At 60.0% G+C, this 17,722-nt stretch carries 14 protein-coding genes; 12 read left to right on the top strand and 2 right to left on the bottom strand.

Going from position 1 to position 17,722, the window contains the following annotated elements; translation table 11 throughout:
- Nucleotides 1-299: 299 nt before the first annotated feature.
- From map to AC1ROI_RS11525, 4 genes are all read left to right on the top strand, one after another.
- Nucleotides 300-1,082, top strand: a complete 783-nt coding sequence (gene map, locus AC1ROI_RS11540) for a type I methionyl aminopeptidase (RefSeq protein WP_010462836.1) — start codon at nucleotides 300-302, stop codon at nucleotides 1,080-1,082.
- 50 nt (nucleotides 1,083-1,132) lie between these two features.
- Nucleotides 1,133-3,835 (top strand): [protein-PII] uridylyltransferase, encoded by a 2,703-nt coding sequence (locus AC1ROI_RS11535; protein ID WP_010462838.1) that lies wholly within the window; start codon nucleotides 1,133-1,135, stop codon nucleotides 3,833-3,835.
- 122 nt (nucleotides 3,836-3,957) lie between these two features.
- Nucleotides 3,958-5,157, top strand: coding sequence for a succinyldiaminopimelate transaminase (dapC, locus tag AC1ROI_RS11530; protein WP_102595804.1), 1,200 nt, complete (start codon nucleotides 3,958-3,960; stop codon nucleotides 5,155-5,157).
- Nucleotides 5,158-5,528: 371 nt separating this feature from the next.
- The gene (locus AC1ROI_RS11525) at nucleotides 5,529-6,272 is read left to right on the top strand and encodes a M12 family metallopeptidase (RefSeq protein ID WP_102595803.1); all 744 of its coding nucleotides are present in this window, start codon (nucleotides 5,529-5,531) and stop codon (nucleotides 6,270-6,272) included.
- Nucleotides 6,273-6,295: 23 nt separating this feature from the next.
- Here the strand turns inward: AC1ROI_RS11525 and AC1ROI_RS11520 are convergent, their stop codons facing one another.
- On the bottom strand, nucleotides 6,296-7,930 hold the full coding sequence (locus AC1ROI_RS11520; protein WP_102595805.1) for a Na+/H+ antiporter: 1,635 nt from the start codon (nucleotides 7,928-7,930) through the stop codon (nucleotides 6,296-6,298).
- 211 nt (nucleotides 7,931-8,141) lie between these two features.
- Between AC1ROI_RS11520 and AC1ROI_RS11515 the strand changes: the two genes are divergently transcribed.
- From AC1ROI_RS11515 to AC1ROI_RS11500, 4 genes are all read left to right on the top strand, one after another.
- Nucleotides 8,142-8,504 (top strand): ArsC family reductase, encoded by a 363-nt coding sequence (locus tag AC1ROI_RS11515; RefSeq protein ID WP_010462846.1) that lies wholly within the window; start codon nucleotides 8,142-8,144, stop codon nucleotides 8,502-8,504.
- Nucleotides 8,505-8,537: 33 nt separating this feature from the next.
- Nucleotides 8,538-9,572, top strand: coding sequence for a 2,3,4,5-tetrahydropyridine-2,6-dicarboxylate N-succinyltransferase (dapD, locus tag AC1ROI_RS11510; RefSeq protein WP_102595802.1), 1,035 nt, complete (start codon nucleotides 8,538-8,540; stop codon nucleotides 9,570-9,572).
- Nucleotides 9,573-9,733: 161 nt separating this feature from the next.
- Nucleotides 9,734-10,939 (top strand): aminotransferase class V-fold PLP-dependent enzyme, encoded by a 1,206-nt coding sequence (locus AC1ROI_RS11505; RefSeq protein WP_102595801.1) that lies wholly within the window; start codon nucleotides 9,734-9,736, stop codon nucleotides 10,937-10,939.
- A complete protein-coding gene (locus tag AC1ROI_RS11500; RefSeq protein WP_102595800.1) occupies nucleotides 10,936-11,340 on the top strand; it encodes a SufE family protein in 405 nt (134 codons plus the stop codon). Before AC1ROI_RS11505 ends, AC1ROI_RS11500 begins: the two co-directional genes overlap by 4 nt.
- 88 nt (nucleotides 11,341-11,428) lie before the next feature.
- Here the strand turns inward: AC1ROI_RS11500 and tcdA are convergent, their stop codons facing one another.
- Entirely contained in the window at nucleotides 11,429-12,241 is an 813-nt protein-coding gene (gene tcdA / locus AC1ROI_RS11495; RefSeq protein WP_010462854.1) for a tRNA cyclic N6-threonylcarbamoyladenosine(37) synthase TcdA, read from the bottom strand.
- A 217-nt stretch (nucleotides 12,242-12,458) separates the two neighbouring features.
- Between tcdA and AC1ROI_RS11490 the strand changes: the two genes are divergently transcribed.
- The 4 genes from AC1ROI_RS11490 (at nucleotide 12,459) to AC1ROI_RS11475 (ending at nucleotide 17,660) form a co-directional block, all read left to right on the top strand.
- The gene (locus AC1ROI_RS11490) at nucleotides 12,459-15,050 is read left to right on the top strand and encodes a glycosyltransferase (protein WP_010462855.1); all 2,592 of its coding nucleotides are present in this window, start codon (nucleotides 12,459-12,461) and stop codon (nucleotides 15,048-15,050) included.
- A gap of 196 nt (nucleotides 15,051-15,246) precedes the next feature.
- Entirely contained in the window at nucleotides 15,247-16,398 is a 1,152-nt protein-coding gene (gene dapE, locus AC1ROI_RS11485; protein ID WP_010462857.1) for a succinyl-diaminopimelate desuccinylase, read from the top strand.
- Complete coding sequence (locus AC1ROI_RS11480; RefSeq protein ID WP_010462859.1) at nucleotides 16,398-17,207, top strand: putative RNA methyltransferase; 810 nt, start codon at nucleotides 16,398-16,400, stop codon at nucleotides 17,205-17,207. The genes dapE and AC1ROI_RS11480 overlap by 1 nt, the downstream gene beginning before the upstream one ends.
- Nucleotides 17,208-17,282: 75 nt before the next feature.
- Entirely contained in the window at nucleotides 17,283-17,660 is a 378-nt protein-coding gene (locus AC1ROI_RS11475) for a hypothetical protein (RefSeq protein ID WP_010462860.1), read from the top strand.
- Nucleotides 17,661-17,722 lie beyond the last annotated feature (62 nt).

Genomic DNA, 17,722 nt, shown 5'->3' with positions numbered 1-17,722 from the left:
CAGGTCATCGTGTCGACACGTGTGTGGATTTAAGCCTTTCGGGGTATCCCCGGAAAGCGGCGCATTTTATATCACAGGGATGCAAAAAACGGAACCCGGATTCTCAATTCCTGATGCGTGACTTCAACCGCGCACTTGGAATCGCCCAAGAATGCGCCAATCTATAGAGAGAAGCGATGCACAGAGGCTCAGATTTGCGCTGATCGTCTGTTAGAATTGCGTTTTTCAGGGCCGCGAAGATCGAACGCGCAATGCCCATTTCGTTTTAGCAAGCGCCATTGAGCGCAGAGAGAGCCTGTATGACCGTCACCCTCAAAACCCCCGAGGACATCGCAAAGATGCGTGTCGCCGGCAAACTGGCCGCCGATGTGCTGGAAATGATTGCCGAACATGTCAAGCCGGGGATCACCACCGAAGAGCTGGACCGCATCTGCCACGACTACATCGTCAACGAGCAGAAAGCCATCCCTGCCCCGCTCAACTACAAAGGCTACCCGAAGTCGATCTGCACCTCGATCAACCACGTGGTCTGCCACGGCATCCCGAACGAGAAGCCGCTGAAGGATGGCGACACCCTGAACATCGACGTGACCGTCATCAAGGACGGTTTCCACGGCGACACCAGCCGCATGTTCCACGTCGGCAGCGTGCCGGTCTGGGCCGAGCGCCTGTCGCAAGTGACTCAGGAATGCATGTACAAGGCCATCGAGATCGTCAAACCCGGCTGCCGCCTGGGCGACATCGGTGAAATCATCCAGAAACACGCTGAAAAGAACGGTTTCTCGGTGGTTCGCGAGTTCTGCGGCCATGGCATCGGCAAGGTGTTTCACGAAGAGCCGCAAATCCTGCATTACGGCCGCGCTGGCACCGGCATGGAGCTGAAAGCGGGCATGACCTTCACCATCGAGCCGATGATTAACCAGGGCAAGGCTGACACCAAGGTATTGGGCGACGGCTGGACCGCGATCACCAAGGACCGCAAGTTGTCGGCCCAGTGGGAGCACACCCTGCTGGTGACCGAGACCGGTTACGAGATCTTCACCTTGCGCGCCGATGACACCATCCCGCGCGTTTCGGCCTGATCCGAACCCAGGCAGCTCCCAGCCTTATAGATAGATAGGAAAGCCAATCGATGCCGCAGGTGGATCCCGAACTCTTCGACCGCGGCCAGTTCCAGGCTGAACTGGCCCTGAAGGCAAGCCCGATCGCGGCCTTCAAGAAGGCGATCCGCCAGGCCCGCGAGGTGCTCGACGGGCGCTTTCGCAGCGGCCGGGACATTCGCCGACTGATCGAGGATCGCGCCTGGTTCGTCGATAACATCCTGCAAAAGGCCTGGGAGCAGTTCAACTGGAGCGAAGACGCCGACATCGCGCTGGTCGCGGTCGGTGGCTACGGTCGCGGTGAGTTGCACCCTTATTCCGACATCGACCTGCTGATCCTGCTGGACAGCGCCGATCACGAAGTTTTCCGCGATTCCATCGAGCGTTTTCTGACGCTGTTGTGGGACATCGGCCTGGAAGTCGGCCAGAGCGTTCGCTCGGTGGACGAATGCGCCATTGAAGCCCGCGCCGACCTGACGGTGGTCACCAACCTGATGGAAAGCCGCACCATCTGCGGTCCCGAGCGCTTGCGCCAGCGCATGCTTGACGTCACCAGCACCGCGCACATGTGGCCGAGCAAGGAGTTCTTCCTGGCCAAGCGTGCCGAGCAAAAGGCCCGTCACCACAAATACAACGACACCGAATACAACCTGGAACCCAACGTCAAAGGTTCGCCCGGCGGCCTGCGGGACATTCAGACGATTCTGTGGGTGGCCCGTCGCGAATACGGCACCCTGAACCTGCGAGCACTGGCCGGCGAAGGTTTTCTGGTCGAAAGCGAAAACGCCCTGCTCGCCTCGTCCCAGGAGTTTTTGTGGAAGGTCCGGTACGCGCTGCACATGCTCGCCGGTCGTTCCGAAGACCGCTTGCTGTTCGACCACCAGCGCTCGATTGCCGGGCTGCTGGGTTTCGAGGGCGATGACGCCAAACAAGCCATCGAAAACTTCATGCAGCAGTATTACCGGGTGGTCATGAGCATTGCCCAGCTCAGCGACCTGATCATTCAGCACTTCGAAGAAGTCATCCTCGCCCCGGAAGACGAAGCGCCGCCGCAGCCGATCAACTCGCGGTTCCAGCTACACGATGGCTATATCGAAGCGCGCAACGACAACGTGTTCCGTCGCACGCCGTTCGCCATGCTCGAGATCTTCGTGCTGATGGCCCAGCAACCGGAAATCAAAGGCGTGCGCGCCGACACCATTCGTCTGCTGCGCGAGCATCGTCACCTGATCGACGACGATTTCCGCAACGACATTCGCAACACCAGCCTGTTCATCGAGCTGTTCAAGTGCAAGATCGGTATCCACCGCAACCTGCGCCGGATGAACCGCTACGGCATCCTCGGGCGTTACCTGCCGGAGTTCGGCTTCATTGTCGGGCAGATGCAACACGACCTCTTTCATATCTATACGGTCGACGCCCACACCCTGAATCTGATCAAGCACCTGCGCAAGTTGCAGTACACCCAGGTATCGGAAAAATTCCCGCTGGCCAGCAAGCTCATGGCCAAGCTGCCCAAGCCCGAGCTGATTTACCTGGCAGGCCTGTACCACGACATCGGCAAAGGCCGGCATGGCGACCACTCGGAAATCGGCGCGGTGGATGCCGAAGCCTTTTGCCAGCGCCACCAATTGCCGGTATGGGACACTCGCCTGATCGTCTGGCTGGTGCAGAATCACCTGGTGATGTCGACCACCGCCCAGCGCAAGGACTTGTCCGACCCGCAGGTGATCCACGATTTCGCCCAGGCCGTCGGCGACGAAACCCGTCTCGACTACCTGTACGTATTGACCGTGGCCGACATCAACGCCACCAACCCGACCCTGTGGAACTCATGGCGCGCCAGCCTCTTGCGCCAGCTCTACACCGAGACCAAGCGCGCCTTGCGACGCGGCCTGGAAAACCCGGTGGACCGCGAAATGCAGATCCGCCAGACCCAGAGCGCCGCCCTGGACATCCTGGTGCGCGGCGGTACCGACCCGGACGATGTCGAACAGCTGTGGTCGCAACTGGGCGATGACTACTTCCTGCGTCACACCGCCGGCGACGTCGCCTGGCACAGTGACGCGATCCTCCAGCAACCGGCCGATGGCGGGCCGCTGGTGCTGATCAAGGAAACCACCCAGCGTGAATTCGAGGGGGGTACGCAGATCTTCATCTACGCACCTGACCAGCATGACTTCTTCGCCGTGACCGTGGCCGCGATGGACCAGCTCAACCTGAACATTCACGACGCTCGGGTCATCACCTCCAGCAGCCAGTTCACCCTCGACACCTATATCGTGCTCGACACTGACGGCGACTCGATCGGTGATAACCCGGCGCGGGTCAAACAGATCCGCGAGGGTCTGACCGAAGCCCTGCGCAACCCGGACGACTACCCGACCATCATCCAGCGCCGCGTGCCGCGTCAGCTCAAGCATTTCGCGTTTGCGCCACAGGTGACGATCCACAACGACGCTCAGCGTCCGGTGACGGTGCTGGAGCTCAGTGCTCCGGACCGCCCGGGTCTGCTGGCGCGGATCGGCACGATCTTCCTCGAGTTCGACCTGTCGCTGCAGAACGCCAAGATTGCGACCTTGGGCGAACGCGTGGAAGACGTGTTCTTTATCACCGACGCGAACAACCAGCCATTGTCCGACCCGCTGCTGTGTACCCGCTTGCAAGATGCGATCGTTGAACAGCTGACCGTCAGTAACGAACCCGATATCAAATTGTCACGCATCAGTATCTGAACTCACAATTTTCCCCTGTGGGAGCGAGCCTGCTCGCGATAGCGGAGGGTCAGTCAACATCATCGTTTCTGACACACCGCCTTCGCGAGCAGGCTCGCTCCCACAATGAACGAGGCCCCCTCATGAACAACGCTCTGAACCAGTTGCAGCCCTATCCGTTCGAGAAGCTCCGCGCCCTGCTCGGCAGCGTCACGCCAAACCCGGAAAAGCGCGCCATCGCGCTGTCCATCGGCGAGCCGAAGCACCGTTCGCCAAGCTTTGTCGCTGAAGCCCTGGCAAGCAATCTGGATCAGATGGCCGTGTATCCGACTACCCTCGGAATCCCGGCCCTGCGTGAAGCTATCGCTGCATGGTGTGAACGCCGCTTCAGCGTTCCGACCGGCTGGCTCGACCCGGCGCGCAACGTGTTGCCAGTCAATGGCACCCGAGAAGCACTGTTTGCCTTCACCCAGACCGTGGTCAACCGTGGCGAAGACGCGCTGGTGGTCAGCCCGAATCCGTTCTATCAGATCTACGAAGGCGCGGCGTTCCTCGCCGGGGCCAAGCCGCACTATCTGCCGTGCCTGGACGAAAACGGCTTCAACCCGGATTTCGACGCTGTCTCGCCGGACATCTGGAAACGCTGCCAGATCCTGTTCCTGTGCTCGCCAGGCAACCCGACCGGCGCGCTGATTCCGCTCGACACCCTGAAAAAACTGATCGCCCTGGCTGACGAATACGACTTCGTGATCGCCGCTGACGAATGCTACAGCGAGCTGTATTTCGACGAACAGACACCGCCGCCGGGCCTGCTCAGCGCTTGCGTGGAACTGGGCCGCAAGGACTTCAAACGCTGCGTGGTGTTCCACAGCCTGTCCAAGCGCTCCAACCTGCCGGGCCTGCGTTCAGGTTTTGTCGCCGGTGACGCCGACATCCTCAAGGGCTTCCTGCTCTATCGCACCTACCACGGCTGCGCCATGCCCGTTCAAACCCAACTGGCCAGCGTCGCCGCGTGGAATGACGAAGTACATGTGCGCGCCAACCGTGCGCTGTACCGCGAGAAGTACGATGCGGTGCTGGCAATCCTCAGCCCGGTGATGGATGTGCAGCGTCCGGACGGTGGTTTTTACCTGTGGCCGAATGTTGAAGGCGATGACGAGGCGTTCTGCCGTGATCTGTTTGTGGAAGAACACGTGACCGTGGTGCCGGGTTCTTATCTGTCCCGTGCGGTTGATGGCTTCAACCCGGGCGCAGGCCGTGTACGCTTGGCGCTGGTTGCGCCACTGGCAGAATGCATAGAAGCCGCAGAACGCATCCGCGCCTTTATCACGCGCAATAAATAACACTGACACCCCGCGCCATACCCCATGGCGCGGGGCTTGTTTATAAAGCCGAACTCACCCCGTTACAGACATTCAAATTACTTGAATGCACTTCTTACCAGTAGCACTTCTGCATACTCGAAATAAAAGAAACCACCCAGTATATATAGCCACTCCTAAATATATAACCACGCAAAAAAACCTTTAACATTCACAACACACAACACAACACCATCAAACCAAAACATACTGAAACACCACAATATTCGCTACTTGTCTTTATATCGATTACTACTTATCGAACGCAGAACACATGTAACTGCCATGCGAGCAGTTTTTTTTGCGCCTTAAAAACATCAAAATATTTAAACACCCACAAGTAGCAATAATATATGAATATCCCAAAACCCTGCTGCCGCACTTACGGCCTCATCGATGCCGGCTCTACTACTAACACCTCCGAAGCACTCGATCACGAGGCTATTGGCAACTCCCTTTCCCGCACTACACGAAGCGTCGCGGCGCCCGCCAAATTCTGGACCAACGGCCAAACGCTGCGCATTGCTATCACACGCTATGACGAAGCCATGTTCCAGGCCGTCGTCGCCGCCATCAACCAATGGGCGCCCCACGTAAACCTGAACTTTGAATTCATCGAGCTGGACGATAACGACGAGTTGTATGACGGGGACATACGAATATTACTGTCTCACTTCAAAGATGGCGCAGGCAGCTCTGTCATTGGGACAGACGCACGAAACATTCTCCCGCACCTGCCCACAATGGTGCTGGGCACCGACTACCAGTCTTCTTTTTTCACGGTAGCTGCCATGCATGAGTTCGGCCATGCACTAGGGGTTGAACATGAACATCAGCATCCCGACGCGCCACTGGACTGGAATTTATCCGCTCTCTATCGCGAATTCAAAGAACACGGCTGGACCGAAGAAGAGATTTACCGGAATGTCCTGGAAAAATTTGATTACAGCCACACCCGGCAAACACCCTACGACCCGAAATCAATCATGCACTACGCCTTTCCTGCGAGTGTCATGTGGGACAAGGTCGAAGTCCCTCAAAACAACCAACTGTCCGAGCAAGATATCAAGTTCATCAGCTCGGTTTACCCACGCTGAAAACCGTCAGGTCGACCCTTCGCTCATGCCTTCACTTGACCCAGGTTGGCCTCACTCAAATCCAGCTCACCCAACACTTCTCGCAACACGTCATCACCAATCTGGTGATGACGACTGAGTTTGTACAACTCCAGGCGCTGCGCTCGCAGCGCCTTCAACCGCAGACGCCGCTCCAGCAAGTCCATCTGAAATGCCAATGCCTGGGCCTCGGCCGAGTCATTGAAGACCTCCAGTTGATGCCGATATTCGGACATGATCCGCGCTTTGAGTTCGACGGCCAACGCGGCCTCGGCCGCATCCGCAGGCTTGGCTTCCTCGACTTCCAGCGCATGAATCGCCGCTTCAGCGGTTTTGCGCCAGGCATCACGCACTTCATTGCGGCGCTTGTCGTCAGGGCTTTTTTCGATGCCGCGCAGCAACAGCGGCAAAGCGATGCAGGCGGAGATCAGGGACAGCAGAATCACCCCGGCGGCGATGAAAATCAGCAGGTCCCGCTCGGGAAACGCGTCGCCGCCCATCAGCAACGGCACCGACAGTACCCCCGCCAGCGTCACGGCGCCGCGCACGCCGCCGACCGTCAGCAGCCAGCAGGAGCGCGCGGTCGGCACTTGAGTCACTTCGCCTTTACCGCGCAGGCGTCGCAGCAAAACAGACAAGCGCCAGATGCTCTGCACCCAGACAAACCGCAACAAAAGCAGCACCAGAAAAATCGCCACTACGTCCAGACAGCGATACAGCAACGTCGGCCATAGCGAGGTTTCGTGGCTGACCACCGCCTTGATGATGTCCGGCAGTTGCAATCCCAGCAGCAGGAAGATCAAGCCGTTGAAAGCAAACTCAAGCAACGACCAGACGCTGCGGTTGAGCAATCGAGTGCTGGTCTGGCGCGGGAGCAGGTCGAGCCAGCTCTGCATCATCCCCGCAGCCACGGCGGACAAGATGCCGGAAGCGCCAAGACGCTCAGCCAGCACATAAGCCGCGAACGGCAGCAGCAACATGAACACCACATGCGTCGCCGGATCATCCCAGCCGCGAGCGATCATCCAGGAACGCAGGCGTCCCACCAGCCAGCTCAAGGCCACACCGACGGCCAGGCCGCCGAGCGCCACCAGCACAAAGGTCACACTGGCATTCGCCAGCGAAAACACCCCGGTCACCGCTGCGGCCAACGCAAACTTGAACGTCACCAGGCCCGTGGCATCGTTCATCAACGCCTCGCCTTGCAGCATGTGCATCAGCGGCGTCGGCAAACGGTTCTGGGAAATCGCCGAGACCGCCACGGCATCCGTCGGCGACAGCACGGCCGCCAGCGCAAAGGCCACCGGCAGTGGAATACTCGGTAACAACCAATGTATGAAATAGCCAGCGCCGACCACCGTAAACAACACCAGCCCCACCGCCAGGGTAAGGATCGGCCCGCGCAGGCGCCACAGTTCACGTTTGGGCATACGCCAGCCGTCGGAGAACAGCAGCGGCGGCAGGAACAGAAAGAGAAACAATTCCGGATCCAGCGCCACATGCAGACCCAGGGTCGGCCAGGCGAGCAACGCACCCGCGGCAATTTGCACCAAGGGCAACGGCAGCGGGATCACCCGTCCGATCAGGCGTGAAACGCCCACCAGCATCAGCAGGATCAGGACGGTGTAGGCGGTTTGCATAAAGCGCGGTTCCCAGGTAATCGACAGCATTGAAGTGCCATATTAGCCGCTTAGACTGCGGGCTGACCGTTGCACCAATGTCGCATCACCCTGAAACAGCGCAAACCCAGCGGGCTTACGATGACTAAACGACCGCGGCCGCCGCGAAACCGTCCGGTCATGGCATAATCCTTCACCTTTTATTTCCAGCACCTGCAAAGGGGGCAATTCCTTGACCGTTTCAAGCAAAACGTTGCACCTTTTCGGCATCAAAGCCTGCGACACCATGAAAAAGGCGCGCACCTGGCTCGATGAACACGCTGTCAGCTATGACTTCCATGATTACAAGACGGCCGGAATCGACCGTGAACACCTGACCCAATGGTGCGACGAGCACGGCTGGCAAGTGGTGTTGAACCGTGCAGGCACGACCTTTCGCAAGCTCGACGACGAACGCAAAGCCGATCTCGACCAAGCGAAAGCGATCGAACTGATGCTCGCACAACCCTCGATGATCAAGCGCCCGGTGCTCGATCTCGGTGACCGAACCCTGATTGGCTTCAAGCCAGATATCTACGCGGCGGCGCTCAAGTAAGCCTGCCCGTTCAATTTTGTTAGAGGTATTTACATGTCCACTACCCTGTTCAGCCTGGCCTTTGGTGTCGGCACTCAAAACCGTCAAGGCGCATGGCTGGAAGTGTTTTACGCACAGCCACTGCTTAACCCGTCGGCCGAACTGGTCGCGGCCATCGCGCCGGTTCTGGGCTACACCGAAGGCAATCAGGCCCTCGCATTCAGCACCGCCCAAGCTTCGCAACTGGCTGAAGCGTTGAAAGGCGTCGACGCTGCCCAAGCCGCCCTGTTGACCCGTCTGGCCGAGAGCCACAAGCCGCTGGTCGCGACCATCCTGGCCGAAGACGCCCAATTGACCTCCACGCCTGAGGCCTACCTCAAGCTGCACCTGCTGTCCCATCGTCTGGTCAAGCCGCACGGCCTGAACCTGGCGGGCGTGTTCCCGCTGCTGCCGAACGTAGCCTGGACCAGCCAGGGTGCCATCGACCTGGCCGAGTTGGCCGAGCATCAACTGGAAGCCCGTCTGCGCGGCGAGCTGCTGGAAGTGTTCTCGGTAGACAAGTTCCCGAAAATGACCGACTACGTGGTTCCGGCCGGCGTGCGTATCGCTGACGCGGCACGAATTCGTCTGGGCGCCTACGTCGGCGAAGGCACCACCGTGATGCACGAAGGTTTCGTCAACTTCAACGCCGGCACCGAAGGCCCGGGCATGATCGAAGGCCGCGTTTCCGCTGGCGTCTTCGTCGGCAAGGGTTCTGACCTGGGTGGCGGTTGCTCGACCATGGGCACCCTGTCGGGCGGCGGCAACATCGTGATCAAGGTGGGCGAAGGCTGCCTGATCGGCGCGAACGCCGGTATCGGCATTCCGTTGGGCGATCGCAACACCGTCGAGTCGGGCCTGTACGTGACCGCCGGCACCAAAGTCGCACTGCTGGACGAAAAAAACCAGCTGGTGAAAGTCGTGAAGGCCCGTGAACTCGCTGGCCAGCCTGACTTGCTGTTCCGTCGCAATTCGGAAACCGGTGCCGTGGAATGCAAAACCCACAAATCGGCGATCGAACTGAACGAAGCGCTGCACGCTCACAACTAAGCGGCGTCACACGGATTACCCTGTAGGATCGAAGCTTGCTCGCGGAGGGGCCCTTGAGGCCGCCAAAAGCTTCGCGAGCAAGCTTCGCGCCTACAGGTTCGGCGTAGACCAGACCATCAGGTCAGGTGTTCACCCGCCCATGTTGACCAGGGCCCGACAGCATGATGATTCTCTCTCCCTGGCGCGCCGACTTTCCGGCTATCGCCGCGCTCCAACGGCAAGACCAGACCTATCTGGATAACGCCGCCACCACGCAAAAACCTCAAGCCTTGCTGGATGCGCTGACGCATTACTACACCAACGGCGCGGCCAACGTACATCGGGCGCAACACTTGCCCGGCGCCCATGCCACCCAGGCATTCGAGGCCAGCCGCAGCAAAGTCGCGCAATGGCTGAATGCCGGCGATTGCGGGCAGATCATCTTTACCCACGGCGCGACCTCCGCGCTGAACCTCCTGGCCTATGGCCTTGAGCATCTATTCAATCCGGGCGATGAGATTGTCATCAGCGCCCTGGAGCATCACGCCAACCTGCTGCCGTGGCAGCAACTGGCGCACCGGCGCGACTTGAAACTGGTGGTCCTGCCGTTGGACGCCGACGGGGTGATCGACCTCGACGCCGCCACACAATTGATCGGCCCAAGAACCCGTTTGCTGGCGGTCAGTCAGCTGTCGAATGTGCTCGGTGTCTGGCAGCCGTTGCCCGCCTTGCTGGCGATGGCCAAGGCGCACGACGCGTTGACCGTGGTCGATGGTGCGCAAGGCGTGGTTCATGGTCGGCATGACGTGCAGGCGCTGGGTTGCGACTTCTATGTATTTTCCAGCCACAAACTCTATGGCCCCGACGGTCTGGGCGTGCTGTTCGGTCGCCATGAGGCGCTGAAACAACTGCGCCATTGGCAATTCGGCGGTGAAATGGTGCTGGATGCGGATTTCCAAAGCGCACGCTTTCGCCCCGCGCCTCTGGGTTTCGAGGCCGGTACTCCGCCGATTGCCGGTGTGATCGGCCTGGGGGCGACGCTGGATTATCTCGCGGGGCTTGATCAGGACGCGGTCTCGGCCCATGAAGCGGCGCTGCATGACTATTTATTAAAGGGGCTTGAAGCGCGTAATGGCATTCGACTGCTGGGCAAACCGCAATTGGCGTTGGCCAGTTTTGTCGTCGAGGGTGTGCATAACTCTGACCTGGCGCATTTGCTGACCGAACAGGGCATCGCCGTGCGCGCCGGTCATCACTGTGCGATGCCGTTGCTCAAAAGCTTCGAACTGGCCGGGGCGATCCGGGTGTCGTTGGCGCTGTACAACGACTCCGAAGACCTCGAACGGTTCTTTGAAGCGCTGGATCAGGCGCTGGAGTTGTTGCGATGAGCTTACCGGCTGATGCCGTCATGGCACTCGACACCTTTCAGGCTGCCGCCGGTTGGGAGCAGCGGGCGCGGCTGCTGATGCAATGGGGCGACCGTCTGCCTGCGTTGAGTGCTGTGGATAAAGTCGACGCCAACCGCGTGCATGGCTGTGAAAGTCAGGTGTGGCTGGTGGGTTCGTTGAATGACGGTCACTGGCAGTTTGCAGCGAGCAGCGATGCGCGGTTGATTCGCGGGTTGGTGGCGTTGCTGCTGGCGCGGGTCAACGGCTTGTCGGCGGATGAGTTGCGCCAGGTGGATTTGCCGGAGTGGTTCAATCAGCTTGGGCTTTCGCGGCAACTGTCGCCTTCGCGCAGTAATGGCCTCAATGCAGTGCTTCAGCGGATGAATGAGTTGGCTGGTTAATCGCCATCGCGAGCAGGCTCGCTCCCACATTGGAACGCGTTCACCTGTGGGAGCGAGCCTGCTCGCGATGAGGCCGACAACTGCAACCTTAAACCTCAGGCTTGACCCGATCCGCCGGCCGCCGTACACCCGCCACAATTTTATCCACAGCCTTGGTCGCCGCGACCATGCCGAACGTCGCCGTCACCATCATCACTGCGCCAAACCCGCCGGCGCAGTCGAGCTTCACGCCATCGCCGACAAAACTCTTCTGCAAACAGATGCTGCCATCCGGTTTCGGGTAGCGCAGTTGCTCGGTCGAAAACACGCACGGCACGCTGTAATGACGCGTCACGGTGCGCGAGAAGCCGTAGTCACGGCGCAGGGTCGAGCGCACTTTCGATGCCAACGGGTCATTAAAGGTGCGGTTCAAGTCGCAGACCTGGATCAGTGTCGGGTCGATCTGCCCGCCTGCCCCGCCGGTAGTAATGATCTGGATCTTGCGGCGCTTGCACCAGGCGATCAGCGCTGCCTTGGCATTCACGCTGTCGATGCAATCGATCACGCAGTCGATGTTTGGCGTGATGTACTCGGCCATGGTCTCGCGCGTCACAAAATCCGCCACCGCGTGCACCGTGCAGTCCGGGTTGATCCCGCGTAACCGCTCTGCCATCACTTCGACTTTGGGTTTGCCGACAGTGCTGTCCAGCGCGTGCAGTTGGCGGTTGGCGTTGCTGACGCAAACGTCGTCCAGGTCAAACAGCGAAATCTCGCCGACGCCACAACGGGCAATGGCTTCCGCTGCCCAGGAACCGACGCCACCGACACCGACGATGGCCACATGGGCTGCGCGCAGACGCTCCAAGCCTTCGATGCCATACAAACGGGCGATGCCTGCAAACCGCGGATCTTCTGTACTCATGACCATAACCCCAAAAACCGGCGCGCATTATAGGGCCAGACAGCGACAAGATCTAAGTTCCCGCGACAAGTGTAAGAACTTATGCGAAACGGGATTGCCAAACGTAGGGCATTTCCCTGTCAGCTATACGCTCAGGGAATGCCCGGTGTAGGATGCGCGCCCCTTGGCACACGCCGACCGGTCCTTCGTTCCACAGCCTTTGGAACCTGAAATAGCTATGTCATCGCGTAAATTTGGACTCAACCTGGTTGTGGTGCTCGCCATCGCCGCCTTGTTTACCGGCTTCTGGGCGCTGATCAATCGCCCGGTCACCGCCCCCAACTGGCCCGAACAGATCTCCGGCTTCTCGTACTCGCCGTTCCAGCAAGGCCAGTATCCGCAGAAGGAGCAGTACCCGACCGACGATGAAATGCGTCGCGACCTGGAGATCATGAGCAAGCTGACGGACAACATCCGTACTTACTCGGTCGACGGCTCCCTGGGAGACATTCCCAAACTGGCGGAAGAATTCGGCTTGCGGGTCACCCTCGGTATCTGGATCAGCCCGGACGAGGAACGCAACGAGCGTGAGATCCTGCGCGCCATCGAACTCGCCAACACCTCCCGCAGCGTGGTTCGCGTGGTTGTAGGCAACGAGGCGATCTTCCGTAAGGAAATTACCGCCGCGGAACTCAGCATCATTCTGGATCGCGTCCGCGCGGCAGTGAAAGTGCCGGTGACCACGTCCGAGCAATGGCACGTATGGGAAGAAAACCCGAGCCTGGCCAAGCACGTCGACCTGATCGCTGCCCACGTCTTGCCGTATTGGGAACATGTGCCGATGGAGCAATCCGGGCAGTTCGTACTCGACCGTGCCCGTGATCTGAAAAAGATGTTCCCGAAAAAACCGCTGTTGCTGTCGGAAGTCGGCTGGCCGAGCAACGGCCGTATGCGCGGTGGCGCCGATGCGTCGCCGGCAGACCAGGCGATTTACCTGCGCACGCTGGTCAACAAGCTCAACCGCCAGGGTTTCAACTACTTCGTGATCGAAGCGTTTGACCAACCCTGGAAGGCCAGCGACGAAGGTTCGGTGGGCGCTTACTGGGGTGTTTTCAACGCCGCGCGCCAGCAGAAATTCAACTTCGAAGGCCCGGTTGTCGCGATTCCGCAATGGCGCGTGCTGGCGGTCGGTTCGGTGGTCCTGGCGCTGCTGTCCCTGACCCTGCTGATGATCGACGGCTCGGCGCTGCGTCAACGCGGCCGTACCTTCCTGACCTTTATCGCCTTCCTCTGCGGATCGGTGCTGGTGTGGATCGGTTACGACTACAGCCTGCAATACAGCACCTGGTTCAGCCTGACGATAGGATTTCTCCTTGCCTTGGGCGCACTCGGGGTCTTTATCGTATTGCTGACCGAGGCGCATGAACTGGCCGAAGCGGTCTGGACCCACAAGCGTCGGCGCGAATTCCTGCCGGTGGTGGGCGAATCGGACTACCGACCGAAAGTGTCGATTCACGTCCCTTGCTACAACGAGCCGCCGGAGATGGTCAAACAGACCCTCAACGCCCTGGCCAACCTCGACTATCCGGACTTCGAAGTCCTGATCATCGACAACAACACCAAGGACCCGGCGGTCTGGGAACCGGTGCGCGATTACTGCGCAACCCTGGGCCCGCGTTTCAAGTTCTTCCACGTCGCGCCACTGGCCGGCTTCAAGGGTGGCGCGCTGAATTACCTGATTCCGCACACCGCCAAGGATGCCGAAGTGATTGCGGTGATCGACTCGGACTACTGCGTCGACCCGAACTGGCTCAAGCACATGGTGCCGCACTTCGCCGACCCGAAAATCGCCGTGGTGCAGTCGCCGCAGGATTACCGCGATCAGAACGAAAGCACGTTCAAGAAGCTCTGCTACGCGGAATACAAAGGCTTCTTCCACATCGGCATGGTCACCCGCAACGACCGTGACGCGATCATCCAGCACGGCACCATGACCATGACCCGACGTTCGGTGCTCGAGGAACTGGGCTGGGCCGACTGGTGCATCTGTGAAGACGCCGAGTTGGGTCTGCGGGTGTTCGAAAAAGGCCTGTCGGCGGCGTATTACCACACCAGCTACGGCAAAGGCCTGATGCCCGATACCTTTATCGACTTCAAGAAACAGCGTTTCCGCTGGGCTTACGGTGCGATTCAGATCATCAAGCGTCATACCACCAGCCTGCTGCGCGGCAAAGGCAGCGAGCTGACCCGTGGCCAGCGTTACCACTTCCTCGCGGGCTGGTTGCCGTGGGTAGCGGACGGCATGAACATCTTCTTCACCGTGGGCGCCCTGTTGTGGTCGGCGGCGATGATTATCGTGCCGCAGCGGGTCGATCCGCCGTTGCTGATTTTCGCCATCCCGCCGTTGGCGCTGTTCGTGTTCAAGGTGGGCAAGATCATCTTCCTCTACCGTCGTGCGGTGGGGGTCAACCTCAAGGATGCGTTCTGCGCGGCGCTGGCCGGGCTGGCGTTGTCGCACACCATCGCCAAAGCAGTGCTGTACGGTTTCTTCACCAGCAGCATTCCGTTTTTCCGCACACCAAAGAACGCCGATAACCACGGCTTCTGGGTGGCGATTTCGGAGGCGCGCGAAGAGGTGTTCATCATGCTGCTGTTGTGGGGTGCGGCGCTGGGGATTTACCTGGTGAACGGCATGCCGAGCAACGACATGCGCTTCTGGGTGACCATGTTGCTGGTGCAGTCGCTGCCGTACCTGGCGGCGCTGATCATGGCGTTCCTGTCTTCGCTGCCGAAACCGGTGGCCGAAGCCGCGACCGCACCGGCTGTCTAAATCAGTACAGATGCACTAAACGGCGGCCAATGGCCGCCGTTTTGCTTTAAGATAACCGCCATTTTGCGCGCCTTGCCTCAATTCCTGTAGGAGCGAGGCTTGCCCGCGAATGAAGCGACTCGGTGTAACAGATACACCTCACTATCGTTCTTCGCGGGCAAGCCTCGCTCCTACAAATAAAGCTCCGGAGTCTTACATGACGGCCCACGCCGACCTTTCGCCGACCCTTCAACTCGCCATCGACCTGATCCGCCGTCCGTCCGTGACGCCGGTCGACGCCGATTGCCAGAAGCAGATGATGCAGCGCCTGGGCGATGCCGGTTTCACCCTGGAGCCGATGCGCATCGAAGATGTGGATAACTTCTGGGCGACCCACGGTAAACACGACGGCCCGGTGCTGTGCTTCGCCGGACACACCGACGTGGTGCCGACCGGCCCGGTGTCTGCCTGGCAGATCGACCCGTTCAACGCGCTGATCGACGAACACGGCATGCTCTGCGGTCGTGGCGCGGCCGACATGAAAGGCAGCCTGGCCTCCATGACCGTGGCCGCCGAGCGCTTCGTCGCCGACTACCCGGATCACAAGGGCAAGGTCGCGTTCCTGATCACCAGCGACGAAGAAGGCCCGGCGCACCATGGCACCAAGGCCGTGGTTGAACGCCTCGCCGCGCGCAAGGAACGTCTGGACTGGTGCATCGTCGGCGAACCATCGAGCACTACATTGGTGGGTGACGTGGTCAAGAACGGCCGTCGCGGTTCACTCGGTGCCAAGCTGACCGTTCGCGGTGTGCAAGGTCACGTGGCGTATCCACACCTGGCGAAGAACCCGATCCACCTCGCTGCCCCGGCCCTGGCCGAACTGGCCGCCGAGCATTGGGACCACGGCAACGATTTCTTCCCGCCGACCAGTTTCCAGATTTCCAACGTCAATTCCGGCACCGGCGCGACCAACGTGATTCCGGGCGACCTGGTGGCGGTGTTCAACTTCCGCTTCTCCACCGAGTCCACCGTTGAAGGCCTGCAAAAGCGCGTCGCCGACATCCTCGACAAACATGGCCTGGACTGGCACATCGACTGGGCATTGTCCGGCCTGCCGTTCCTGACCGAGCCGGGTGCATTGCTGGATGCCGTGGCGTCGAGCATCAAGGACATCACCGGGCGCGAAACCAAAGCCTCCACCAGCGGTGGCACCTCCGACGGGCGCTTCATCGCAACCATGGGCACCCAAGTGGTTGAACTGGGCCCGGTCAACGCGACGATTCACCAGGTCAACGAGCGTGTACTGGCCGCCGACCTCGATGTGCTGACCGAAATCTACTACCAGACCCTGATCAAGTTGCTCGCCTGATGCTCGCCTGCCCGATCTGCAGCGAACCGCTCAACGCGGTGGACAACGGCGTGGCCTGCCCCGCCGGGCATCGTTTCGACCGTGCGCGGCAGGGTTACCTGAATCTGCTGCCAGTGCAGCACAAGAACAGCCGCGACCCTGGGGATAACCTCGCCATGGTCGAGGCCCGTCGCGACTTCCTGAACGCCGGCCATTACGCGCCGGTGGCCAAGCGCCTGGCCGAACTGGCCGCGCAGTACGCGCCCCAGCGCTGGCTGGACATCGGTTGCGGCGAGGGTTACTACACCGCGCAAATTGCCGAAGCCCTGCCCAATGCCGATGGTTACGCGCTGGACATCTCCCGGGAAGCGGTCAAACGCGCCTGCAAACGCAATCCGCAGCTGACCTGGTTGATCGCCAGCATGGCCCGGGTGCCGTTGGCCTCGGGGAGCTGCCAGTTTCTCGCCAGCGTCTTCAGTCCGCTGGATTGGGAAGAAGCCAAACGCCTGCTCAGCCCCGGCGGCGGTTTGATGAAAGTCGGGCCGACCAGCGGCCACCTGATGGAATTGCGCGAGCGGCTGTACGACGAAGTCCGTGAATACACCGACGACAAGCATCTGGCCCTGGTGCCGGAAGGCATGGCGCTGCAACACAGCGAAACCCTGGAATTCAGACTGACACTTTCAAATGGCCAGGATCGCGCCAACCTGCTGGCCATGACGCCACACGGCTGGCGTGCCAGTGCCGAACGCCGGACGGCGGTCATCGAGCAGGCGGAGCCGTTCGAGGTCACCGTGTCGATGCGCTACGATTATTTCGTACTTCAATAATTTTTGGTCTTGAGCAACAGCTTGAGGCCGGCTAAATCCGCGAATGGATTTTTCAAGACCGCAGTGAGGACATCCATGCGCCAACCCGATATCGAGATTTACCTGAAAGACGCTGACGTCGACTACAAGGCCGTTGCAGACTGGCTTAGCGAAGCGTTGGGCCAGTGCAGTGAATGGGTCAAGAAGGGCCAGACCTACAAGTGCAAGGCCGGCAACGTGTCGGTCACCTGGCTGCCGAAAGCCGTGGGCAAATGGAACAGCCTGTTCCTGGACAGCGACCAGACCCCGTGGGAAGACGACATCGCCTGCGCCCGCGCCGCGTTTGCCGCACTGAATGTCGAAGTGCGTTGCGCACCGGGCAGCTGGGTTGAGGAAGAAGGTGAAGAAACGGCCGATCGCTGGATGCGCATCAGCGCTGACGGTGAAGAAGAAATCATCTGGAAAACCGCGTAATCCACGTTCCCACAAAACTTGTAGGAGCGAGGCTTGCCCGCGAAGCTTTTAGCGCCAGTGAT

Source organism: Pseudomonas sp. GW823-FHT02C02 (assembly GCF_058797635.1).
The sequence above is the reverse complement of the archived record's forward strand: the minus strand, read 5'-3'. Positions and strand labels throughout refer to the sequence as shown.